Annotated in this window: 23 protein-coding genes; 22 read left to right on the top strand and 1 reads right to left on the bottom strand. The window is 66.4% G+C overall.

The window, feature by feature from the left end; all coding sequences use genetic code 11:
• The first annotated feature begins 249 nt into the window (after positions 1-249).
• The 21 genes from L2U69_RS08880 (at position 250) to L2U69_RS08780 (ending at position 22634) form a co-directional block, all read left to right on the top strand.
• Entirely contained in the window at positions 250-2046 is a 1797-nt protein-coding gene (locus tag L2U69_RS08880; protein WP_236106427.1) for a sigma-54-dependent Fis family transcriptional regulator, read from the top strand.
• A gap of 506 nt (positions 2047-2552) precedes the next feature.
• Positions 2553-3599 carry a WD40/YVTN/BNR-like repeat-containing protein gene (locus tag L2U69_RS08875; protein ID WP_236106426.1) on the top strand — a complete coding sequence of 349 codons (1047 nt, stop codon included), beginning with the start codon at positions 2553-2555 and terminating at the stop codon, positions 3597-3599.
• A complete protein-coding gene (locus L2U69_RS08870; protein WP_236106425.1) occupies positions 3596-5956 on the top strand; it encodes an efflux RND transporter permease subunit in 2361 nt (786 codons plus the stop codon). Before L2U69_RS08875 ends, L2U69_RS08870 begins: the two co-directional genes overlap by 4 nt.
• 110 nt (positions 5957-6066) lie before the next feature.
• Entirely contained in the window at positions 6067-7944 is a 1878-nt protein-coding gene (locus L2U69_RS08865) for a DUF1302 domain-containing protein (protein ID WP_236106424.1), read from the top strand.
• Between the two features lie 28 nt (positions 7945-7972).
• Positions 7973-9391, top strand: coding sequence for an outer membrane lipoprotein-sorting protein (locus L2U69_RS08860; RefSeq protein ID WP_236106423.1), 1419 nt, complete (start codon positions 7973-7975; stop codon positions 9389-9391).
• Between the two features lie 392 nt (positions 9392-9783).
• On the top strand, positions 9784-10020 hold the full coding sequence (locus tag L2U69_RS08855; protein WP_236106422.1) for a phenol hydroxylase subunit: 237 nt from the start codon (positions 9784-9786) through the stop codon (positions 10018-10020).
• 26 nt (positions 10021-10046) lie between these two features.
• Positions 10047-11045: an aromatic/alkene monooxygenase hydroxylase subunit beta gene (locus L2U69_RS08850; protein ID WP_236106421.1), complete on the top strand. Its 999-nt coding sequence runs from the start codon at positions 10047-10049 to the stop codon at positions 11043-11045.
• Positions 11046-11056: 11 nt separating this feature from the next.
• A complete protein-coding gene (locus L2U69_RS08845) occupies positions 11057-11347 on the top strand; it encodes an MmoB/DmpM family protein (RefSeq protein ID WP_236106420.1) in 291 nt (96 codons plus the stop codon).
• A gap of 11 nt (positions 11348-11358) precedes the next feature.
• Positions 11359-12894, top strand: a complete 1536-nt coding sequence (locus tag L2U69_RS08840; protein ID WP_236106419.1) for an aromatic/alkene/methane monooxygenase hydroxylase/oxygenase subunit alpha — start codon at positions 11359-11361, stop codon at positions 12892-12894.
• Between the two features lie 59 nt (positions 12895-12953).
• Positions 12954-13316, top strand: a complete 363-nt coding sequence (locus tag L2U69_RS08835; protein WP_236106418.1) for a phenol hydroxylase subunit P4 — start codon at positions 12954-12956, stop codon at positions 13314-13316.
• A 16-nt stretch (positions 13317-13332) separates the two neighbouring features.
• The gene (locus tag L2U69_RS08830; RefSeq protein ID WP_236106417.1) at positions 13333-14400 is read left to right on the top strand and encodes an NADH:ubiquinone reductase (Na(+)-transporting) subunit F; all 1068 of its coding nucleotides are present in this window, start codon (positions 13333-13335) and stop codon (positions 14398-14400) included.
• A gap of 3 nt (positions 14401-14403) precedes the next feature.
• Positions 14404-14742, top strand: a complete 339-nt coding sequence (locus L2U69_RS08825) for a 2Fe-2S iron-sulfur cluster binding domain-containing protein (protein ID WP_236106416.1) — start codon at positions 14404-14406, stop codon at positions 14740-14742.
• 2 nt (positions 14743-14744) lie between these two features.
• Complete coding sequence (locus L2U69_RS08820) at positions 14745-15668, top strand: catechol 2,3-dioxygenase (protein ID WP_236106415.1); 924 nt, start codon at positions 14745-14747, stop codon at positions 15666-15668.
• 12 nt (positions 15669-15680) lie between these two features.
• Positions 15681-17141, top strand: coding sequence for a 2-hydroxymuconic semialdehyde dehydrogenase (locus tag L2U69_RS08815; RefSeq protein ID WP_236106414.1), 1461 nt, complete (start codon positions 15681-15683; stop codon positions 17139-17141).
• A 12-nt stretch (positions 17142-17153) separates the two neighbouring features.
• Positions 17154-17951 carry a 2-keto-4-pentenoate hydratase gene (locus L2U69_RS08810; protein WP_236106413.1) on the top strand — a complete coding sequence of 266 codons (798 nt, stop codon included), beginning with the start codon at positions 17154-17156 and terminating at the stop codon, positions 17949-17951.
• A 1-nt stretch (position 17952) separates the two neighbouring features.
• Positions 17953-18723, top strand: coding sequence for a 2-keto-4-pentenoate hydratase (locus L2U69_RS08805; RefSeq protein ID WP_236106412.1), 771 nt, complete (start codon positions 17953-17955; stop codon positions 18721-18723).
• Between the two features lie 2 nt (positions 18724-18725).
• On the top strand, positions 18726-18914 hold the full coding sequence (locus L2U69_RS08800) for a tautomerase family protein (protein WP_236106411.1): 189 nt from the start codon (positions 18726-18728) through the stop codon (positions 18912-18914).
• Complete coding sequence (locus L2U69_RS08795; RefSeq protein ID WP_236106410.1) at positions 18911-19945, top strand: 2Fe-2S iron-sulfur cluster-binding protein; 1035 nt, start codon at positions 18911-18913, stop codon at positions 19943-19945. Before L2U69_RS08800 ends, L2U69_RS08795 begins: the two co-directional genes overlap by 4 nt.
• A 44-nt stretch (positions 19946-19989) precedes the next feature.
• Complete coding sequence (locus L2U69_RS08790; protein WP_236106409.1) at positions 19990-20820, top strand: alpha/beta fold hydrolase; 831 nt, start codon at positions 19990-19992, stop codon at positions 20818-20820.
• Positions 20817-22199 (top strand): outer membrane lipoprotein-sorting protein, encoded by a 1383-nt coding sequence (locus L2U69_RS08785; protein ID WP_236106408.1) that lies wholly within the window; start codon positions 20817-20819, stop codon positions 22197-22199. Before L2U69_RS08790 ends, L2U69_RS08785 begins: the two co-directional genes overlap by 4 nt.
• Before the next feature lie 54 nt (positions 22200-22253).
• Complete coding sequence (locus L2U69_RS08780; protein WP_236106407.1) at positions 22254-22634, top strand: acyl-CoA thioesterase; 381 nt, start codon at positions 22254-22256, stop codon at positions 22632-22634.
• Positions 22635-22685: 51 nt separating this feature from the next.
• Here the strand turns inward: L2U69_RS08780 and L2U69_RS08775 are convergent, their stop codons facing one another.
• Positions 22686-22931, bottom strand: coding sequence for a hypothetical protein (locus L2U69_RS08775; protein ID WP_236106406.1), 246 nt, complete (start codon positions 22929-22931; stop codon positions 22686-22688).
• 138 nt (positions 22932-23069) lie between these two features.
• Here L2U69_RS08775 and L2U69_RS08770 point away from each other — a divergent pair, with 138 nt between their 5' ends.
• The gene (locus tag L2U69_RS08770) at positions 23070-23861 is read left to right on the top strand and encodes an SDR family oxidoreductase (RefSeq protein ID WP_236106405.1); all 792 of its coding nucleotides are present in this window, start codon (positions 23070-23072) and stop codon (positions 23859-23861) included.
• The last annotated feature ends 37 nt before the right edge of the window (positions 23862-23898 follow it).

Here is a 23898-nt window from a genome sequence, read left to right as displayed (position 1 = left end):
CATGGACAAGAAGATCGAGATCGACCCGATGATCACCCATGTCCTGCCGCTGGAACAGATCAACCACGCCTTCGACCTGATGCACGACGGCAAGTCCATCCGCGCCGTCGTCACGTTCTGAGGTCTTTCGAAGCGTCGCCCCGGCGCAGGCCGGGGCCTTTCGACGAGAAGGCACAAAGCCCTTCGCCCACGAGATCCCGGCCTGCGCCGGGATGACGCCAAGGGGGGACACAAAAAGGGGGAGACGACATGGCACCGACAGTGGACCAGACCGATCCGGTGATCGGCCGCATCGGCCGCACCAGCACGGGTAGGGGTGATACCCTGCCCAGCATCGACGATCTGGCGGCGCGCATCCGCTTCTGCCCGAAGGCGGGGCGGATCTGGCTCGACGACAGCCGCATGATCCTGCTCCACGTCCATGCTCTCGGCGCGCTCCGCAACGAATTGATCGAGACCGTGGGCATGCAGGGGGCGCGGGCCCTTCTCACCCGCATGGGCTATGCCTCCGGTGCCCAGGACGCCGAACTGGCGATCAAGGTGCGGGGCGGCGGGGCCTGCGACTTCTTCGATTTCTTCACCGTCGGGCCGCAGCTCCACATGCTCGAAGGCATCGTCACGGTCGAGCCGCTGCGCATCGAGCGCGACGTGAAGACCGGCCATTTCTACGGCGAACTGCTGTGGCACGATTCCAGCGAGGACGAGGTCCATATCGCCTCCCACGGCATCGGCACCGAATCCGCCTGCTGGATGCAGATCGGCTATGCCTCCGGCTATACCAGCGTGATCATGGGCCGGCCGGTGCTGTTCCGCGAGGTCGAGTGCCGCGCCACCGGCCATTCCGCCTGCCGCATCATCGGCAAGCCCGTCGCCGACTGGTCCGACGCGGACGACGACATCCGCTATCTCCAGCCCCATGCCTTCGCCAACAAGGCGGACCAGCGCCGCATCGTCGTCGGCCTGACGCCGGACCGGACGCCCGAGGCACCGCCGCCGGCGGGCCCCCTGTCGGCAACGCGGCAATTGGTCGGGGCATCGGCCGGCTTCAACGTCGTCTGCCACATGATCGAGAAGGTGGCGGGCACCAGCGCCACGGTGCTGCTGCTCGGCGAATCCGGTGTCGGCAAGGAAATGTTCGCCCAGACCCTGCACGCGATCAGCGGCCGGGCCGACCGGCCCTTCGTCGCCGTCAATTGCGCTGCGATTCCGGAAAACCTGCTCGAATCCGAATTGTTCGGGGTGGAAAAGGGCGCCTATACCGGCGCCGTCGCCTCCCGTCCCGGCCGCTTCGAGCGGGCGGACGGCGGCACCCTGTTCCTCGACGAGATCGGCACCCTCAGCCTCTCCGCCCAGGGCAAGCTGCTGCGCGCCCTGCAGGAGGGCGAGATCGAGCGCGTGGGCGACGTGAAGGCGCGCCGGGTCGACGTGCGCCTGGTCGCGGCGACCAATGTCGACCTGCGCGACAGCGTCGCCCGGGGCCGCTTCCGCGAGGATCTGTTCTATCGCCTGAACGTCTTTCCCGTGGTGATCCCGCCGTTGCGCGACCGCCGGGCCGACATTCCGGTGCTGCTGAACCATTTCCTCCAACTCTTCGCCGCGCGCCACGGCAAGCCGGTGGCCGGCTTCACCCAGCGCGCGATCACCGGACTCTACGCCTATGGCTGGCCCGGCAATGTGCGCGAGCTGGAGAACATGGTGGAGCGCGGCGTCATCCTGGTGCCGGCGGACGGCCAGATCGATCTCTGTCATCTCTTCACCTCGGGCGAGCGGGTCGATCCCTATGTCATGGAGATGGGCGCCGACGGCCGGCTCAGCGACATGTCGCCCGACAGCCGCCAGGGCCGGGTGACCGACGTCGTCGATCAGGTGCTGCAATCGCGCACCCCGCTCGACGAACTCGAGGAATGCCTGCTGCGGGCCGCGGTCGAGCGGGCCGGGGGCAATCTGTCGGAAGCGGCGCGGGCGCTCGGCCTGACGCGCGCGCAACTTGCGTATCGAATGAAGAAATTCGGCGACGGCGATCTGGCCGCCGGTCTCCAGGGTTAATCCGCGGTTCCGTTGCGCCGACGCCCCGCGCCCCGTCGCGGGGCGTTCGCCGTTCGGCGGGGCGGCGTGACCCGGCGGGTTCGCGCGCGTTCGTATCCGCGTCCGCTTTCGACCGGGGCGCGCATGGTTCGCGGGGCGAATGTATCCACTCGGGATACGCGGCGGCGTGATCGCGGGAGAGGCGATTTCGATCGCCGTCATCGGTTTATCGAAATTCACCGCCGGACCGTCGGCGCTTCTCTAAATCAGAAAGTTGCGTTGCGTCAAAGCTGCCGACCGCCGTGTCGCGCGGCGTCACGGCAAATGAAAAATTCCAGGAAATTCAGGGCTTTGTAAATTCCGCGCTGCCGCATCGGCACGATTGGCAACGTTCTTGCAGGAAGGGGGGCAACGCGGCATGGACCGCGAATGATGGGAGGAACGACGCCGTGGGAGCGTTCAAGAAACAGGAGGCAGCCGGCCACAGCCGATCGGGTGCGGACGGTATGAAGAGAAACCTGCCTTCGATGGAATTTTCGCGGCGGCAGTTGCTGATGCTGGGGGCCGGCACCGCCTTCACCGCCGGGGTGCTCGCCCTGTCGGGGCCTGCCAGGGCCGCCGTCCCGGCACCCCGCCTCTATCCGGATTCGCTGTTCGGAATCGCGATCGACGGCGAGCATGCCGTCGCCAGCGGCTATCACGGCGCGGTCGCCATCGCTGACGGCGACCTCTCCACCTGGGTCGCCGTGTCGAGCGGCACGAGTGATCTGCTGCGTCGCGTCGTGCGACGCCCCGAAGGCGGCTATGTCGCCGTCAGCCATCGTGGCCGGATCCTCGAAAGTAATCAGGACGGTCGCGACTGGCGCGTGATCCACGAGAAGGCCGGCACCTATATGCGGGCCGTCGATTTCGCCGATGCCGAGCGGGGCTGGGCGGTCGGTCACGGCGGCACCATTCTTCACACCTCGGACGGCGGCAAGAGCTGGCGGGAACAGGCGCTGTCGGACTATCAGGGCCGCGATCTGCCGCGCCTCAGCGGCGTCGCCGCGATCGACCGGCGCCGCGCCATGGCGGTCGGCGAATTCGGCGTGGTGGCCGTGACCGAGGACGCCGGCCGATCCTGGCGCGTGCTCACCGAACAGTCCTATCCGACCCTGCTCGACGTTGCCGTCGCCGGCGACCGCGGCTTTGCCGTCGGCCTGAACGGAACGCTGCTGTCGCTTCGGCGCGACGACTACGGCGCCTGGGACGTTTCGCCGATTCCGACGGGTACGGAGCAGCATTTCCTCGCGGTGGCGCTTTCGGCGGACGGCGCGGGCGGGCTGATCGGCGGCAACGGGCTGTTGCTGACGCTGTCGGCCAAGGGGCTGGCGCCGGCCGACGTCTCCGACCGGTTCCCGCTGTCCTATTCCTGGATCGGCGGCGTCGCCATCGGCGACGACGGCAGGGCGGTGGCGGTCGGCCAGGGCGGCGCCATCCTGCGCGCCGACGCGCTGGACGGCACCTTCACGCCCGCCGCCACCGTGGCATCCGATGCCGCGCCTTCGACCGAGATCGAGCAGGTGACCCAATGATCGCGACCCGAATTGCCGGCCTGGTGCGCCGGCGCGCCAAACTCATCACCGCGGGCATGGTTCTGCTGACGGCCTTCCTCGGTTACATGTCCTTCACCCAACTCTCCCTGAAGGTGGTGCTGGAGGCGATGCTGCCGGTGCACCACCCGAACGTGGAGCTGATGGCCAAGTTCGGCGCCCAGTTCGGCGGCGCCAACACGACCCTGATCATGGTCGAGAACACGGAAGGCACGATCTACAACGAGAAGTTCATGACCGCCTACAAGCGCGTCGCGGACGAGATCTTCTTCCACCCCTCGGTCGAGCGCCATCTGGTGCAGGCCCTGACGCTGCGCAAGACCAAGGCCATCGTCGGCTCGGCCGGGCGCATCGACATCAACGCCATCGCCTGGCCCGACCTGCCCCGCGCGCCCGAGGAATGGGCGAATTTCGAAGCGGCGATCAAGGCGCAGTACCGCGGTCTCCTCGTCTCCAACGACGAGAAGGCGGGGATGATCATCGCCGACTTCAAGGACGACACGGATTACGCCACGCTGGTCACCTTCATCGACGAATTGGGCGCGAAGGAAGCGGCCAACGGCGTGAAGGTCCATATGGTCGGCCGGCCGATCCTGCTCGGCACGATCTACAACGATCTCGGCGCGACGATCACCCTCGTGGCGATCTCGCTGGTGTTCTCGGGCCTGATCCTGTTCGTCTACTTCCGCTCCTGGATGGGGGTGCTGATCCCCATGCTGACGGCGGGCGTCGGGACGCTGTGGGGCACCGGCGCCATGGCGCTGGTCGGCTATAATCTCGATCCGCTGCTGATCATCCTGCCGGTCTTCGTCTTCGCCATCGTGCTGTCGCACTGCGTGCAGTTCATGTCGCGCGTGTTCGAACGCCTGCAGCCGGGCGTCGCCATGGGCGATGCCGTGGTCGGCGGCCTGGCCCAGGTCTTCGTGCCCAGCCTGACGGCGATCGTGGCGGCGGCGGGCGGCTTCTTCGTCCTCGTCATGATCGGCGTGCCCAGCCTGCAGGCGCTGGGCATCATCTGCGGCGCCTGGCTGCTGGCGATCGCGCCGGCGCTGATCTTCACGGCGTCGCTGCTGTGCCTGATGCCGCGCCCGGGGCGCTTCCGCGCCCGCACCACCTGGGTCGAGACGGTCTGGAAATACGCCCGGTTCAACCGCTATCCCCGGATCGTCATCGCGGTCACCGCGCTGTGCCTGGTGGGCGGCATCTTCGGCGCGCGCTTCGTCGTCATCGGCGATGCCGTGGGCAGCCCGATCCTGTGGCCGGATGCCCGCTACAACGAGGACAACGCGCTGATCAACGAGCGCTTCGCCGGGGTCGGCACCGACGTCATGCTGGTCTATGTCGAAGGCCCGGACGAGACCATGATCCAGCCCGCGACCTATCGCGCGATCGAGGAACTGTCGCGTTACATCTGGCAGAACGAGCCGAAGGCCCGCCACCCGCAGAGCATGGTGCCCATGGTGCAGGCGGTGAACCAGGTGCTCTACGAGGGCGATCCGTCCTATGCCATCGTGCCGGAGACGGCGGACGAGGTGGCGTTCAACGTCTATCTCTACTCCTCCAAGGGCGAGCCGGGCGACTTCAAGGCCTATACCGACGAGACCTGGCGCATCGGCAACATCATCGTGCCGCTGGACGACAAGACCGGCACCACGGTGAAGGCGGTGACCAGCCTGGCGCGCGACTTCATCGCCGCCATGCCGCCGCTGCCGAACGGCGCGAAACTGATGGTCGCCGGCGGTCAGGTCGGCATCGCGGAAGCGGTGAACACCGAGATCGAGCAGACCAAGGATGCCGTCCTGATCGCGATCGTGGTCTTCATCGCGGGCTGCATCTTCCTCGCCTTCCGCTCGCTGTGGGTCACGGGCGTGCTGATCTTCGCCCTGCTGACCTCCACCTTCATGACCGACACCTTCATGTGGCTGATGGGGATCGGCCTCAACATCAACACCCTGCCGCTGGCGGCACTCGGTGTCGGCCTCGCAGCCGATTACGGCATCTACATCCTGCACCGGGTCCGCGAGTCCCTGGCCGAGGGCGAGAGCTACGAGGAGGCCATTGGCCACGCGCTGCGCACCTCGGGCAACGCGGTGATGATCACGGCGATCACCATGATCGCGCCGGTCATGCCCTGGGCCTTCTTCTCGGCGCTGCGCTTCCAGGCCGAGATGGGCGTGCTCCATGCCGTGGTGCTGTTCTTCAACATGCTCGGCGCGCTGATCTTCGTGCCCTGCATGGTCCTGCTGTTCCGCCCGAAGTCGCTGGCGAAACACGCCCATGGTCGCACGGAGGCGAAGGTGGCCCTGGGCGCCGAAGCATTGGGAAAGCCGGCGGAGTGATCCGCCGGAAGAGGAAGAGGTAAGCCGGCGGAACCGTCCGCCGGCCAAAGAGACAAGACGCTTGGGAGGAAGGCGGTTCGAGGACCGCCGTAACGAGGCAGGGGGCTAACATGAAACTGGTGAACATCCTGCTGGCGTCGACCATTTTGGGCGGTGCGGCAGCGGGTGCGCTGGCCGGCTTGGCCGAAGGGTTCGACAACGTCAGCATCGGCGGACGCGTGAAGCAGGGGGTGGCCTTCGGCTATTCCGAACTGACGGACGGCATGTTCAAGCTCGCCCAGGCGAACTACATCGCCGAAGCCGACATCAGCTGGAAACCGTCGCGCAATATCGCCGTCACCGGCAATTTCTGGCTGCGCGGCGACTGGGTCGACAGCTGGGGCGCCGACATCAAGGGCAGCGGCATCCAGAACCCCTACAGTTACGACGCGACCCAGCAGTACGGCTATCACCTGAACCGCCGGGGCGGCGGCAGGGACGATCCCTTCGGCAATACGGTCGACCGCCAGAACCGCTATCTCGACGACTTCGAAGACGAGATGATCCGCGAGCTGGCGATCAAGATCACCGACGACTACAACCGCTTCGCCCTCAAGGTCGGCAAGTTCGTGCGCGGCTGGGGCCAGTCGGACGGCATCCGCCTCCTCGACGTGCTGCATGCCCAGGACCTGCGCATGAAGGGCGTGCTCGGCGACAGCGACGAGATCCGCATCCCGAGCTGGATGGCCGCCCTCGACCTGAACTTCGACGAGATCGGCATCGCCGCGCCCTTCGAATGGATCGGCCTGAAGAAGCCCGGCCTCGAGCTGATCTTCATGCCCGAGACCCATCACGACCAGTTCGTCATCAACAATCCGACCCCGGGCGACACCACATCCGGCGGGCTCTACGGCTTTCCCTTCCCCTATCTGATCGATCCGGTCTCGGGCAAGGGCATCCCCTATTTCGCCGCCCATCTCTCGGACGTGACGCCGCGCGAGTTCTCGATGACGGACGCGACCCTGGCGGCACGTTTCAAATTTCAGGCGCTGCACGGCGAAGGCACCCTGAACGCCTATTACGGCTGGCAGGAACTGCCGATCGTGAAGATGCGCGACTCGACGCTCCACGTCGGCAGCGCGACCCACAATGCCGACGAGGCGCTGCTGAACGTACCGCTCAGCCAGTCCCTGCTCGAGACCCTGGTGCATGCGCCGGGGGTCGGCTATCTCGACGCCATGCGCACCACGACGGGCGGCTTGCTCGGTTCGCTCGGTGATCTGCTCGGCGCCTATCCGATCAATCTCTACGGCTGCGCCACCGGCATCCTGCCGCCCATGTGCTCGGTCACCACCAACTTCGAGCTGGACTACAAGTACCGCAAGAAGCTGATCGGCGCGACCTTCACCCGCGACATGGTCGAACTCGCCTTCGGGCCGAAGGACGTGGCGCCGGTGTTCCGCGTCGAGGCGTCCTACGAGTTCGACAAGCCCTTCAACCGCTATCGTGTCAACACCAACGTCGGCACCGAGGCCTACGGCACGCCGGCGCTGATCTCCAACCCGGACGAGAGCGTAACCTTCCGCGATCAGATCTCGATCATGACCGGCTTCGACTACTTCCTGTGGCTGCCGTTCTGGGAGGGCCAGGAAAGCTCGATCTTCACCAGCTTCCAGCTCTTCAACATCATCACCCAGGATTCCAAGGACCTGATGTTCCAGTCGCCCTATGCGGCCTATGGCTCGAAGGTCCACCCGGTGCAGACCTACGCCACCTTCCTGTGGTGGAAGGCGCTGGACCAGGGCCGTCTCTATCTCGAAGGGCTGGCCGCCTACGACTTCCAGAACGAAGGCTTCGCCTATCGCCAGCGCGTCGACCTGAACTACTTCGGCGACAACATCCGGCCGCGTATCGAACTCATCCACTACGAAGGCAAGAACGAACAGGGGCTCATGGGCCTCTACGACAATGCCGACGCGATCGAGTTCTCGCTCACCTATCAGTTCTAACGAAAACCAACCACCACGGGAGGAACGTATGAAGATCAGATCCATGGCGACCGGCATCGTCGCCGCCCTGACCCTGGGAGGCGCCACGATCGGCGCATCCCAGGTCGCGATGGCCAGTCCGGAGGACGGCGTCGCCGCATGGAAGGCCTTCATCGCCGAACACGGCGAAGGCAACGGCCGCTCGAAATTCGTCGACGCCCTCGGCTCGGCCGAGGCGCTCGCCGTCGCCAAGCGCTGGTCGGCGCTTCGCGGCTACGACGCGCCGGGCATGCTGGCCGGCGCCAGCCTGCCGCCGGAGCTGAAGCCGGGCACGGTGATCAATGCCGGCAACGTCGATGCCGAATGGCTGAAGCCCTATATCCTGCCGTCCCTGGCCGAGCGCTTCAAGGACAGCGCCTGGTTCGGCTGGAAGCAGGCGGTGATCGTGCCGACCGCGTCCTACTACATGCCGAAGGGCACCCTGGAGCAGAGCGAAGCCGCCAAGGGCACCGCCTTCAACGCCACCCCCGACGGCAATCTGCTGACCCCCGACGGCCAGTTCGCCCTGGCGACCCAGGGGGCCATGCCCTTCCTCAACCCGAAGAACGGCCTGGAGGCCACCTGGTCCTTCGTCGCCCACGGCATCGCCAACGACAATCTGAACTTCCACCCGATCACCATGGACGTCTGCAACAGCAGCGGCAGCCTGGAACGCCAGTACAAGGCCGAACTGTGGTGGCAGAAGATGCACGGCCGCAAGGACGTCGAGCCGTTCGGCGACATCAACGGCATGGATGGCGTCGTCGAGGGCGGCGCGGTCTACTTCACCGACCCCCGTGACGTGCGCGGTCTCTCCGGCGTGCGCAAGCGCTATGCCGACGCCAGCAAGGAAGACGACTTCAAGGTCTTCGTGCCGACCCTGAAGCGCACCCGCATCCTCTCGGCCACCGACGGCCAGGATCCGCTGGCCGCGGGCCTCGAGTTGATCTGGGACGACTGGCGTGCCTATTGGGTGAAGACCGATCCCAGCAAGTTCGACTACGAACTGGTCGGCGAAAGCTGGACCCTGGGCTTCCCTCACACCGGCCACTTCTATCAGGCGGCCCAGCGCGACGGTTCCTGCGCGGTCGATACGGTCGAGCTCGAGTTGCGTCCCGTCTGGATCCTGGAGATCAAGGACAAGACCGGCAAATACATCTACTCCAAGCGCCGGATCTACCTGGACAAGGAATTCTACTATCCGGTCGCCAACGAGTTCTACGACGCCCGGGGCAACCTGATGCGTGTCTGGTACGACAGCCGCGACTGGGTGCCGAACACCGGTCAGGCCCAGTGGCGTCAGGTCGCGCTCTGGAACGTGATCTCCAACCGCATCACCTGGCTCGAGATGGAATCGCGCTGGGAAAACCTCGACACCAATCCGACGCCCAGCCTGTTCGATATCGACCAGCTGCGCGACTACAAGTGACCGGCGCGCCGCCCCCGATCGGGCGGCGCCCCTCCTCTCTCTCCCCCTGGGTCCCCCCCGGGTAACTCAAGGGCAACGCGATCCCGATCGCGTTGCCCGCTTTTTTTTGTCGAAAATGATCCAAGGCCGGATCGGCGGTTTCACCATTTCATTGACTGTATCGGCGCACCGTCCGGAATGCCGTGTTGCGGTGCCGCAAGGCCCGTCACGGCGCATTGCCGCGAATCGGGAGAAAGCGACGCTGTCGCGGCGTCAAGCGCCTGTGTGCGATGCAAAAGGTTCCATCGATTCGACCCTTGGCATGACGCTTGCAGTAATCCGATCGAGGCTGCGGAAAGCGCCCGGCGACAAAGAAGATCCAACGACGACGAAGACAGGGAAACGGAACGCAGATGGAAAGGGCCGATGCCGATATGCCGCCGTTCGACATGGCGGCGCGCTGGATCCGGGTGACGGAAGTCAAGGCCCCCTTCGTCCTGTTCGAATTCACCCTCGGCGATCCGGACCTGATGGTCGAGATGGTGATGCCGATCGCTGCCCTCTTCGAGTTTCGCGATGCCCAGCGCGCCGAGCTGGAGATCGCGGATGCCGCCGTCGGAGCCTTCAGCGCGCTCGCCCGCCAGCAGTGAAATCGATACCCGGAGGAAATCGGCTCATGACCATCGACATCAAGACCGCAACCATTCAGCCGCGCCGGCAGACCTATGCCAACGTCGCGCGCCGTCTGGGGGCGGACCGTCCGGCGTCGCGTTACGAGGAGTCGATGTTCGATCTCCAGGCGACCGGCGCGTTCCACTATCGCCCGACCTGGGCACCGGAATACGATCTCTTCGATGCGAGCCGTACCGCGATCGCACTCGAGGACTGGCACGTCCTGCGCGATCCCCGTCAGTTCTACTATGGAACCTATACGATTGCCCGCGCCCGGATGATGGAGGCGACGGAAAAGGCCTTCGCCTATGCCGAGAAGCGCGGTCGCGTCAGCGGCGTCGCCGAGGACTGGATGACCGTCCTCCGTCACTATCTGCTCCCGCTCCGCCACTACGAGTGGGGCGCGAACATGAACAATTGCAACATCACCGATATCGGCTTCGGCTCGACGATCACCGAGGCGACGATGTTCGCCACCATGGACCGGCTCGGCATCGCGCAGGTGATCAGCCGCATCGGTCTGCTGACCGACGGCGGCTCGGGCACCAGCCTGACCGCGGCCAAGCAGGACTGGATCGAGCATCCGGACTGGCAGGGCCTGCGCCATGCGATCGAGGATCTGCTGGTCGCCCCCGACTGGTTCGAAGTCTTCGTCGCCCAGAACCTCGTCCTCGACGGCTTCGTCTATCCCCTGGCCTATCGCGCCTTCGACGAGGCGGGTCAGGGCCATGGCGGGGGGGCGATCTCGCCCCTGACGGAATTCATGCTCGACTGGTTCGACGAGACCTCGCGCTGGGTCGATGCCGTGATCGGCACCGCGGCCCGGGAGAACGAGGCCAACGCCGGCCATCTCTCGCGCTGGACGAACGATTGGGCGAAGCGCGCCCGCGAGGCCGTGACGCCGATCGCCCGGGCCGTGCTCGGCCCGGCGGCCGACGCGACCCTCGACGGCATCGCCGCCGATCTCGCTGTACGCGGCCGCAAGCTCGGTCTCGCGGTCTGAAGGGGGCGGTCATGAGCAAGGTTTCCATCACCCTCCAGAACACCGACGACGGCCGTCAGATCGTGGACGCCATCGTTTCCGACAACCCGGCGGCGGAGGTATCGCGCATGCCGGCCCTGACCAAGATCGACTGCGAGGGCCGCCTGTGCCTGAAGCGCGAGACGATCGAGGAGCGCCTCGGCCGGTCCTTCGACCTGCAGGAACTCCAGCTGTCCCTGATCTCCCTCGCCGGCAACGTCGACGAGGACGACGACAGCTTCACCTTGGCCTGGGAAGCGGGCCCCGCCACCAAGAACGCCTGAGGAGACGACCCATGAATGCCATGCCGCCGCTGCAGAAGCAGCGCAAACTGAGCCTCAAGGAGCGCTACGCCCATCTCACCCGCGACCTCGGCTGGGAGACCACCTATCAGCCGATGGACAAGGTGTTTCCCTATGTCGCCTACGAGGGCATCAAGATCCACGATTGGGATGCGTGGGAAGACCCGTTCCGCCTGACCATGGACGCCTATTGGAAGTACCAGGCGGAGAAGGAGCGCAAGCTCTATGCCGTGATCGAGAGCTTCGCCCAGAACAACGGCCATCTGAACATCACCGACGCGCGCTACGTCAATGCGCTGAAGCTGTTCCTGACCGGCGTCTCGCCGCTCGAATATTCGGCCCATCGCGGCTATGCCCATGTCGGCCGCCACTTCGTCGGCGCCGGGCCGCGCATCGCCTGCCAGATGCAGGCGATCGACGAACTGCGTCATGCCCAGACGCAGATCCACACGATGAGCCACTACAACAAGTTCTTCGACGGGCTGCACGACGCGCGTCACATGCACGACCGCGTCTGGTACCTCTCGGTGCCGAAATCGTTCTTCGAGGATGCCTGCACGGCCGGCCCGTTCGAATTCCTGACCGCGATCTCGTTCAGCTTCGAATATGTCCTGACCAATCTGCTGTTCGTGCCCTTCATGTCGGGTGCCGCCTACAACGGCGACATGGCGACCGTGACCTTCGGTTTCTCGGCGCAGTCCGACGAGGCGCGGCACATGACGCTCGGCCTCGAGATCATCAAGTTCATGCTGGAGCAGGACGAGGGCAATGTGCCGATCGTCCAGCGCTGGATCGACAAGTGGTTCTGGCGCGGCTATCGCCTGCTCAGCCTCGTCTCGATGATGATGGACTACATGCTGCCGAAGCGGATCATGTCCTGGGCCGAGTCCTGGGAGATGTATTTCGAGCAGGCGGGCGATGCCCTGTTCGAGGACCTGTCGCGTTACGGCATCCGCAAGCCGAAATATCACGAGGTCGCGGCCAAGGAGAAGCACCGCCTCAGCCACGAGGTGTGGTCGATCTTCTACAACTACACCCAGGCCGCGGCGTTCCACACCTGGCTGCCGTCGGAAGAGGAGATGACCTGGTTGTCGGCGAAATATCCCGACACCTTCGACAAGTACTACCGCCCGCGCTTCAAGGCCTGGAGCGAGATGGCGGCCGAGGGCAAGCGCTTCTACAACCAGACCCTGCCCCAGCTCTGCACCACCTGCCAGATCCCCATGGGTTTCACCGAGCCGGACGATCCGACGACCATCTGCTTCCGCTCGGCGGAATACAAGGGTGAGCGCTATCACTTCTGCTCCGACGGCTGCAAGGACATCTTCTGCCACGAGCCGGAGAAATACGTGCAGTCCTGGCTGCCGGTCCATCAGATCTACATGGGTAACTGCGGCGGTGCCGAGGTGAAGGACGTTCTGGCCTGGTATCACCTCAACTTCGGCGTCGACAATTTCGACTACGAAGGCTCGCCCGACCAGAAGCTCTGGGACGAATGGCAGGCCCAGAAGGCCGCCAACCCCGTCTGACGCGAAAAGAAGGGGACGGGCGCCGGCGCACGCCCGTCCCAAGGAACTTGGGAGGAATCATGACAGTCTCAGCAATCGGCCGTTACGAGTTCAAGGCGCGTGACCGGCTGGAGAATTTCCACGGCAATCAGGTCGTCTACTTCCATTGGGAGGAGCACCTGCTCTATTGCGCGGGCCTGGCGCTGCCCCTGCCGCCCGCCATGCCGTTCCGCACCGTGCTGACCGACATCCTGCCCGGCTGCTACGGCCTGCATCCCGAATGGCCGCAGGTCGACTGGTCCAGGGTGACCTGGATGCTGGATTCGCGCCCGTTCAAGCCCGTGATGGACGCGAGCCTCGCCGCCAACCACATCGGCCACAAGTCGCTGCTGCGCTTCTGGACCCCCGGCCTGCACGGTATCGGCGGCATCGCCACCTGCTGAACGGACGGACGGAGCGATGAGCGGCACCAGTTACACCCTGATGGTCGAACCCCTCGGACAGGCCATCAAGGTCGCGGAAGGACAGACCATTCTCGATGCCTGCCTGCGCGGCGGCATCTACCTGCCCTATCAGTGCAATCACGGCCTTTGCAGCACCTGCAAGATTTCCGTGATCGAGGGCGAGGTGGACCTCGGCGATGCGTCGCCCTTCGCGCTGATGGATTTCGAGCGCGAGGAGGGGCGCGCGCTCGCCTGCTGCGCCCGGCCGCTGTCCGACGTGACGATCGAGGCGGATATCGACGTCGATCCCGACGCGCGCAATTGCCCGGTCCTCGACTTCGAGGCCGAGGTCGTCGACATCCGCCCGCTGGCGCGCGACATCAAGGGAATCTGGCTCGACGCCAGCGCCATCGATTTCGAATTCCAGGCCGGGCAATACGTCCAGCTCCGCATTCCGGGCGTCCAGGGCGAGCGCGCCTTCTCCCTCGCCAATGCGCCGGGCGGCGACCGGCTCGAACTGCATGTGCGGCGCGTGCCCGGCGGCAAGGGCACGGAATATCTGCACGACGTATTGAAGGTCGGCGACCGGCTTTCGGTCTCGGGCCCCTATGGCCGCTTCTACGTCCGCGAATCCTCCTCCCTGCCGATGATCTTCATCGCCGGCGGTTCGGGCCTCTCCAGCCCCAAGTCGATGGTGGAGGATCTTCTGGCCCGGGGCTTCGAACAGAAGATCACCCTGCTGCACGGTGTCCGCCAGCGCCAGGATCTCTATTACGACGACCTGTTCCGGCGGCTTGCCGAGACCCACGCCAATTTCACCTATGTCCCCGTGCTTTCGGACGCGCAGCCGGAAGACCGATGGACGGGCGAGACCGGCTTCGTCCACGAGGCGGCGGTGCGCCTGTTCGACGGGATGTTCCGGGGCCACAAGGCCTATCTCTGCGGTCCGCCGCCGATGATCGAGGCGGGCATCCGCGCCCTGATGAAGGGCCGGCTGTTCGACCGCGACATCCACACCGAAAGCTTCCTGACCAAGGCGGACGACAAGGCGCCGCAGCGCAGTCCCCTGTCGCAGAGGATGTAGGCGATGGCGGTCCACCACACGATCGAGGTCGAGGATTGCGGCACGCGCTTTCGCTGTCCGGCCGGCGAGGGACTGCTTCAGGCGATGGAACGCCTGGGGGCGCGCTCCATCCCCGTCGGCTGCCGCAACGGCGGCTGCGGCCTGTGCCTCGTGCGGGTGACCCAGGGGGCCTTCAAGGCCGGCCCGATGAGCTGCCGGCACGTACCGCCCGGCCATACCGATCTCGGTCTGGCGCTGGCGTGCCGCATCTATCCCCAATCCGATCTCCGGGTCCGGCTCGCCACCGATCTGGACCGGCAGGTCTCACGACAATCAAGCCCCGAGGGGCAAAACGGGAGGTAATCATGGCGATATCTGGTGTCCTGCGGCCCGGCTACGTCCAGGTCCGCGTGCTCGACATGGCGGCGGCGCTGGAACACTACCGCGACCGCATCGGTCTCGACGTCGTGACCACCACGAACGACGGCCGCGTCTTCCTCAAGGCCTATGACGAATTCGACCACCATTCGATCATCCTGCGCGAGGCGGACGAGCCGGGCATGGATTTCATGGCCTTCAAGGTCATGTCCGAAGGCGCGCTCGACGAACTGCACGAGAAGCTGCTGGCGGCGGGCGTCCCGGTCGAGGAGATCGAGCCGGGCGACATGCCGGCGGTCGGCCGGCGCCTGGCCTTCGAAGCCCCGACCGGCCACCGCTTCGAATTGTTCGCGACCATCGACCTGGCGCAGATCGGGCCCATGGTCAACAACCCCGAACTCTGGCATGCGGAACCGCGCGGCATGCGCGCGCTGCGCTTCGATCATTGCCTGCTCTACGGCGACGACATCGACGGCGCCAAGGCGCTCTTCGTCGACGTCCTCGGCTTCTCCGTGACCGAACAGGTGGTGACGCCCGACCATACGGTGATCGCCACCTTCCTCTCCTGCGGCATGAAGGCCCATGACCTCGCCCTGGTCCGGCACGAGGGCAAGGGCAAGCTGCACCACGTCTCCTTCCTGCTGGAAAGCTGGCACGACGTGGGTCACGCGGCGGACATCATGAGCCGCTACAACATGTCGGTCGACATCGGCCCGACCCGCCACGGCATCACCCGCGGCCAGACGATCTATTTCTTCGATCCATCGGGCAACCGCAACGAAGTCTTCGCCGGCGGCTATACCTTCTATCCCGACCACCCGGTCCGGACCTGGAGCACCGACGAGGTCGGCAAGGCCATCTTCTATTACGAGCGCGCATTGAACGACCGCTTCATGACGGTCGTGACCTGATCGGGTGCATTGATGAACACGGAGAAGATCCTGAACTTCATCGACGGTTCCTACCGCGAGGGAGTGAACTGGTTCGAGAAGCGCAATCCCTGCAACAATGCCGTCTTCGCCGAAGTGGCGGAGGCGGGACGGGACGAGGTCGACGCCGCCGTCGCCGCCGCCAAGCGGGCGCTGCGCGGGCCCTGGGGCAAGATGACGGTGCACGAGCGCGCCGCCATCCTGCACAGGGTGGCGGACGGCATCACCGCGCGCTTCGAGGAGTTCCTGGCGGCGGAATGCCGGGATACCGGCAAGCCCCGCAGCCTGGCCAGCCATATCGACATTCCGCGCGGCGCCGCCAACTTCAAGATCTTCGCCGATCTCGTGAAGAACGTGCCGACCGAGAGTTTCATGCTCGACACGCCGGACGGTGCCGGCGCCGTCAACTATGCGCTGCGCCGGCCGAAGGGCGTGATCGGCGTGATCTGTCCCTGGAACCTGCCGCTTCTCCTGATGACGTGGAAGGTCGGGCCTGCGCTCGCGTGCGGCAATACCGTCGTCGTGAAGCCGTCGGAGGAGACGCCGTCGACCGCGGCCCTGCTCGGCGAGGTGATGAACGAGGCGGGCGTGCCGCCGGGCGTCTACAACGTCGTGCACGGCTTCGGCCCGGGCAGCGCCGGCGAATTCATCACCAGCCATGCCGACGTCAATGCGGTCACCTTCACCGGCGAGACCGGCACGGGGGCCGCGATCATGCGGGCGGGTGCCCATCTGATCCGTCCCGTCTCCCTGGAGTTGGGCGGCAAGAACCCGGCCCTGGTCTTCGCCGATGCCGATCTCGACAAGGCGATCGAGGGCACCATGCGCTCGGCCTTCGCCAATTGCGGTCAGGTCTGCCTGGGGACGGAGCGGGTCTATGTCCAGCGCCCGGTGTTCGAGGAATTCCTGGGACGCCTGAAGGCGGGGGCGGATGGCCTGGTGCTGGGCACGCCCGACGATGCTGCCGCCAACATGGGGCCCCTGGTCTCGCGCGAGCATCAGTCGAAGGTCCTGTCCTATTACGCCAAGGCCTGCGAACTGGGGGCGGATGTCGTCACCGGCGGCGGCGTGCCCGGCATGCCCGGCGATCTGGCCGAGGGGGCCTGGGTGCAGCCGACGATCTGGGCCGGTCTCGACGACGACAGCGCCATCATGCGCGAGGAGATCTTCGGTCCGTGCTGTCACGTTTCGCCCTTCGACGACGAGGACGAAGTGATCGAGCGGGCGAATGATACGGACTACGGCCTCGCCTGTTCCATCTGGACCGAGAATTCGAGCCGCGCGCATCGCGTCGCGGGACAGATGGACACCGGTCTCGTCTGGGTGAATTCCTGGTTCCTGCGCGATCTGCGCACACCCTTCGGCGGCTCGAAGCGATCGGGCATCGGCCGCGAGGGCGGTGTCCACAGTCTGGAGTTCTATACCGAACTCTCCAACGTCTGCGTCAAGCTCTAAGGAACCCGTGACGTGACAGAAGCACTTATCAACGTCGAGCAGGCGGCGGCGCTGCTGCGCGACGCGGTGGCGACGGGCACGCCCATCGCGCCGCTCCGCGACCGGGTGGAAAACCCGGACGCCGCGACCGCCTATGCCATCCAGGAAGCCAATACGCGCCATTGGATCGGCGAAGGCCGCCGCCTCGTCGGCCGCAAGATCGGCGCGACATCCAAGGCCGTGCAGAACCTGCTCGGTCTCGATCAGCCGGACTACGGCATGCTCTTCGCCGACATGGCCTTCGGCGACGGCGAGACCATTCCGGTCGCCCGCGTCAGCCAGCCGAAGGTGGAGGGCGAGATCGCCTTCTACCTGCGCGACGATCTGGACGGCGACGCCCTGACCCTGGCCGACGTCATGCATGCGATCGAATATGCCGTCGCCGCGATCGAGATCGTCGGCAGCCGCATCGCCGACTGGAACATCAAGATCGTCGATACGGTCGCGGACAATGCCAGCTCCGGCCTCTATGTCCTGGGCAGCCAGCCCCGGCCGCTGACGGCTTTCGATCCCGTGCTCTGCGGCATGGTCATGTCGTGCCGGGGCGAGCCGATTTCCACCGGCGCCGGCATCGCCTGCCTCGGCAATCCGCTGGTCGCCACGCTCTGGCTGGCGAAGAAGATGGTCGAGGTCGGCCGTCCGCTGAAGAAGGGCGACACGATCCTGTCCGGCGCCCTTGGCCCGCTTGCCCCGGTCAAGGGCGGCGACGTGGTCGAATTGCGGATTTCCGGCCTCGGCGCCGTCCGTTGCCGCTTCGAGGAGGAGGCCTGAGATGACGGCCCTGCATGAACTCGCCCTGCGCGTCGACGAGGCGGCCCGCAACGCGACCGCGATCCCGCAGATCACGGACGAACTGCCGAACCTCGGCATCGACGACGCCTATGCCATCCAGGCGCTTTCGATCCGCCGCCGCCTCGAAAGGGGCGAGCGCCGCATCGGCGTGAAGATGGGCCTGACCAGCCGGGCCAAGATGATCCAGGTCGGCGTCGACGAAGTGATCTGGGGCCGGTTGACCGATGCCATGCTGCTGGAAGAGGGCGCGTCGCTGTCCCGCGCCCGCTATGTCCATCCCCGCGCGGAACCCGAGGTGGTCTATCGCATGGGCCGGCGTCTCGCCGGCAAGGTGACGGCGCTCGAAGCCATGGCGGCGGTCGAGGGCGTGGCGCCGGCGATGGAGATCATCGACAGCCGCTACCAGGCCTTCCGCTTCGCCCTGCCCGATGTGATCGCGGACAATTCCTCGTCCTCCGGCCTCGTCATCGGCAGTTTCGTGAAGCCCAGCTTCGATCTCTCCAACCTGGGCGTCGTGCTCTCGGTCGACGGCATGCCGCGCCAGATCGGCTCCACCGCCGCGATCCTCGGCAACCCGGTGCGCTCCCTGGTCGCCGCCGCCCGCATGGTCGCGCAATGGGGCGAGAGCCTGGAGCCGGGCGACATCGTCATGGCGGGCGGCATCACCGCCGCCCATGCGCTCAGCATCGGCGAATACGTCCAGACCGACATCGAAGGTCTCGGCCGCGTCGCCATCACCGTGGGGGACTGACCATGCCCATCATCAACGTCACCCTGATCGAGGGCCGTTCGGCCGAGACCAAGCGCAAGCTGATCAAGGAACTGACCGACGCCGCCGAGCGCGCGGCCGAAGTGCCGCGCCAGGCGGTGCGGGTGATCATCTGGGAAGTGCCGGCGGCCCATTTCGGCGTCGCCGGCGTCTCCAAGGCGGAATCGTCATGACCGCGTCGCCGGCCCGCCAGACGGATGCCGCCCCCCTGGTGACGATCGAGGGCGGCGCCAGCTTCGTGCAGAATCCGGGCGATGCCTCGCTGTTGCAGGCGGCCCTTCGCGCCGGCCTCGGCCTGCCCTACGAATGTTCGTCGGGCGGCTGCGGCTCGTGCCGGATCCAGGTCTTGGCGGGCGAGGTGGAGACACTCTGGCCCGACGCGCCGGGGCTTTCCGCGCGCGACCGGCGAAAGGGCCTGCAACTGGCCTGCCAGACCCGCGCCTGTGGCGACGTCACCATCAAGGTCGGCCTGGATCGGGCTTGCGCGCCGCGCGTCACGCCGCAGGTCACGACCCTGGAACTGGCCGCCACGCGCGATCTGACCCGCGACATCCGCGAATTCAGCTTCCGCGCCCCCGGGCCGGCCGATTTCATTCCCGGCCAATACGCCATCCTGCGCACCGGGGACGGCCTGCGCCGCTGCTATTCGATGTCGAACCTGCCGAATGCGGAAGGGATCTGGGAATTCCAGATCAAGCGCGTGCCCGGCGGCGCGGTCAGCAACGCCCTGTTCGACATGGCACCGGGCGCCACGCTCGACCTCGACGGGCCCTATGGTCTCGCCTATCTGGTCGAGGATTCGACGCGGCCGGTGGTGCTGATCGCCGGCGGCTCCGGCCTCGCGCCCATGATCTCCCTGGCGCGGGCGATCGGGGCCGATCCGTCGCGCCGCCTCGATTTCTTCTATGGCGGGCGCACGGCGGCGGACATCTGCGGCGAAACCCATCTGGTCGACCTGCCGGGCTTCGGCGACAGTCTGCTCTACCACCCCGTCGTCTCCACCCTGGAGGATCCCCTGAGCGCGGGCTGGCAGGGCCTGTCCGGCTTCGTCCACGAGGTCGTCGGGCGCCAGATGGGCGAGAGCCTGCGCGAGGCCGAAATCTATTTCGCCGGGCCGCCGCCCATGGCGGAAGCCCTGCAGCGCATGCTGATGCTGGATCTGAAAGTGCCGTTCGAGCAGATCCACTACGACCGTTTCTTCTGAGGCCCGGCACTTCCAAGGACTGAACACTTCCAAGGACTGGCACCATGGAGCAGAATCCGGAGATCGGCCGGCGCGTCACCGCCGGCGGTATCGCCACCAATTACCATGACCTGGGCGCGGGGCGGCCGCTGCTGCTGATCCACGGCTCCGGCCCCGGGGTCTCGGCCTATGCCAATTGGCGCCTGAACATGGCGCCGCTGTCGGCGTCGCGCCGGGTGCTGGCGCCCGACATGCTGGGTTTCGGCTATACCGAAAGCCCGCCGGGGCTGGAGTTTTCGATGGCGCGTTGCGTCGCCCATCTGACCGGCTTTCTCGAAGCCCTCGAGCTCGACGAGCAGGTCGACATCGTCGGCAATTCCTTCGGGGCGGCGCTGGCGCTCGCGCTTGCCGTCCATGCCCCGGAACGGGTGCGCCGTCTGGTGCTGATGGGCGCGGCGGGGGTCGAATTCGCCATCACCAGGGGGCTGGACGACGTCTGGGGTTACCAGCCGTCGATCGAGACCATGCGCCGCCTGATCGGCATCTTCTCCTACGATCCGTCCCGCGCCACCGACGACCTGGTGCGCATGCGTTACGAAGCCAGCATCCGCGCCGGCGTGCAGGAGCGCTTCGCCGCCCTGTTCCCGGCCCCGCGCCAGCGCTGGGTGACGGCGCTGGCGACGCCCGAGGCGGATATCGCCGCGATCGACAAGCCGGCCCTGATCCTCCACGGCCGCGAGGACCGGGTGATCCCGCCCAGCAACGCCGAACGCCTGTTCCGCCTGCTGCCGCGCGCCGAACTGCATATGTTCGGGCAATGTGGCCATTGGACCCAGATCGAGCATGCGGCGCGCTTCAACATGCTGGTCGACGACTTCCTCTCGGGTGAGGCATGAGGGGCTGGCGCCGGCTCGCCCTGGCGGCGGCCCTCGCTCTGATCGCCACGCCGGCCCCGGCGGCGGAATGGGTCGATGAATGGCGCGCCCTGGCGGCCAGGACCGGCTTCGAAGGTCACGCCCGCTTCGCCGAAATGCTGGCGGACCCGAAGGCCGTCGCCCTGGCCGAGGACTGGACGGCGTTTCGCGGCTATTCCGCCCGCAGCCTGGTCGCGGCCGCCGATCTGCCGCCGGACCTGAAGCCGGGCCTGGAGATCACGGCGGCGAATGTCGGCGATTACCCGTGGCTGAAGGATTACCTGCCCGGCCCCAGTTACGACCGCCTGACCTCCGGCGACTGGTTCCGCTGGAAGAAGATCCGCATCGTGCCGACGACACCCTATACGATGTCGCGCGGGCGCCTGGAGGCGACGAAGAAGGCCGGCACATTCTCGATCAACGAGAAGGGCGAATTGCTCGACGCCAATGGCGATTTCGCGCTGCTGACCGAAGCGGGCCTGCCCTATATGAAGCCGAGCAACGGGCTGGAGCTCTACTGGGCCTTTCTCTCGCGCGGGGTCGGCAACGACAATGCCGCCCTGAAGCCCATGGAACTGGTCTCCTGCCTGCCCGACAACCGGGTGGAGCGGCGCTATGAAATGCATCTCTGGTGGCAGAAGATGCATGGAAGGGTCGACAGCGAACCCTTGGGCGACGTCCGGGGCGAGGACGATACGGTCGAGGCCGGTTCCATCGTCTTTCTCTCGCCGCGCGACATCAAGGGCCTGGCCGCCACGAGGCGGCGCTTCGCCTCCGCCGACAAGCCGGACGATTTCCGGGGCTATGTCCCGACCATGCGCCGCACCCGCATCCTGGGCGGTTCCGACACCCAGGACCCGATGACGCCGGGGATCGAGGCGACCTGGGACGAATGGCGCCAGTCCTGGCTGAAGCCGGATCCGCGCAAATTCGATTTCGAGATCGTGGGCGAGGGTTTCGTGCTGTCCCAACCCGAGGTCGGCCACGCCTATGATCCCGCGCAATATTCGGAGAACGAATGCGAGATCGAGACCATCGACCTCGAACTGCGCCCGGTCTGGTACCTCGAGGTCAGGGACAAGTCCGGCAACTACGTCTATGGCCGGCGCCTGCTCTACATCGACAAGGAATTCCACTACGCCCAGTACCAGGAGATGTACGACCAGCGCGGACGGCTGTGGCGCGTGCTGGACGACGCCCTGGATTTCACCCCGGACTCGGGCCTGTGGATGGCGCGCAACTATGTGCTCTGGAACGTCATCGGCCAGCGCTACAACCGCATCACCATGACCGCCGACTGGTCGATCCTCGACCGGGACATGGCACGCTTCCTCGATATCGATCGTCTGCGCGACTATTGATCGGAAATTCTGAGGTAGGATCCGGCATCGAATCCCCTCGGGAAGCCCCAGCGCATGAGCAACGAAGTACCGCCCCAGGCCGAAGCCGTCATTCGGACCATCGCGATGCCAGCGGATACCAATCCCGCGGGCGACATCTTCGGGGGCTGGCTGATGGCGCAGATGGATCTCGCCGCCGGCAGCGCCGCCGCGCGCCGTGCCAAGGGGCGCTGCGCCACCATCGCCGTCGACGGCATGGTGTTCCTGCGCCCGGTCGCGATCGGGGACGAGGTCAGTCTCTATGCGACGCTGCTTTCGGTCGGCCGGACGTCGATGAAGATCCACGTCGAAGCCTGGCGGCGCAGCCGCGACAGCGAGGATCGCTACAAGGTGACCGAGGCGACCTTCACCTTCGTCGCGATCGACGCCAAGGGACAGCCGCGTCCGGTCGGATGAGCGCGGCGCGAGAGCCGGACACCGGAAGGTGTCCGGCGGGCGCGGGCCGGATCAGGCGCGGAAGAGGCCGCCGCAGGAGCCGCAGACGACGTTGACGTAGTAATTGGTGTCGAGGCCGACGGTCCAGCCGACGTGGCCGCACCAGGGGCACTGGGTATAGCCGTTGTAGCGGGCCTGGCCCTCGGTCGCGTCCTGGGGCGGCTTGGCCAGCAGGATGCCGAGCTTCGACTTGTCGATGGAGGCGGCATCCGCCTCGTCGATCTTGGTGCCGCGCTTGATGGTCAGTTCTTCGGACATGGTGATTCCCCCCAATGTGACATGGTGCCGAGGCGCCGGCGCGCCGGCGCCGGATCATAGCCGATTTGCCCTATCACACAAACATCGTGGCGAATGGGCCCTTCAGCCATTACCAATGGGCCGGAGGAGGAATCGACCATGAACGGCAGCGATCGCGAACCGGCCGGCGCCGGCAAGCGCGCCGGGACCGCCCTGATCACCGGCGGCACGCGGCGCATCGGCGGCGCCATCGCCCGGGCGCTGGCGGCGGCGGGCTACGACCTCGTGCTGCAGACGCGTGACCCGGCGACGGTCGATCCCGGCTTTCTCGCCGATCTCGGCGCGGCGGGCGCGGCGGTTGACCTGGTGACCCTCGACCTCGGGGATGCGGCGGCGCTGGCGGCCCGGATCGATGATCTCTTCGCGCGCCGGCCCGACATCGGCCTCGTCGTCAACAATGCCTCGCGTTTCGAGCCGGACGATTTCGCCAGCCTCACGCCCGGCAGTTTCAACCGCCATATGGCGGTCAACGCGCTCGCCCCCCTGATGCTGATCCAGGCCCTCGACCGGGCACGCGGCGCAGACGGGGGCGCGGTGGTCAACGTGCTGGACGCCAAGCTGGCCTGGCCGCACCCGGATTTTCTCTCCTATACGCTCGGCAAGGCGACACTCGCGACCATCACCGATCTCGCCGCGCGCCACTATGCGCCGCGCATCCGGGTGAACGGGGTCGCGCCCGGCCTGACCCTGATCAGTCCGTTCCAGGACGAGGCCCGTTTCGCCGCCGAAAAGGGCAAGCTGCCCCTCGGTCCCGGGCTCGGTCCGGGCGACATCGCGGATGCCGTCGTCTTCCTCGCGGGGGCTGCCCAGGTGACCGGGCAGGTGATCGCCGTCGACGGTGGCGAACGCTATCTGGCGCGCCAGCACGACCCCTCGACGCCGCTCGCCTGACCCTCCCGAATCGGGTCGAACCGCATTGGTCGCAGTC

Source organism: Zavarzinia marina (assembly GCF_021568905.1).
GTDB lineage: Bacteria > Pseudomonadota > Alphaproteobacteria > Zavarziniales > Zavarziniaceae > Zavarzinia > Zavarzinia marina.
Note: the sequence above shows the minus strand (reverse complement) of the source record. Positions and strands in the feature narration are given on the sequence as shown.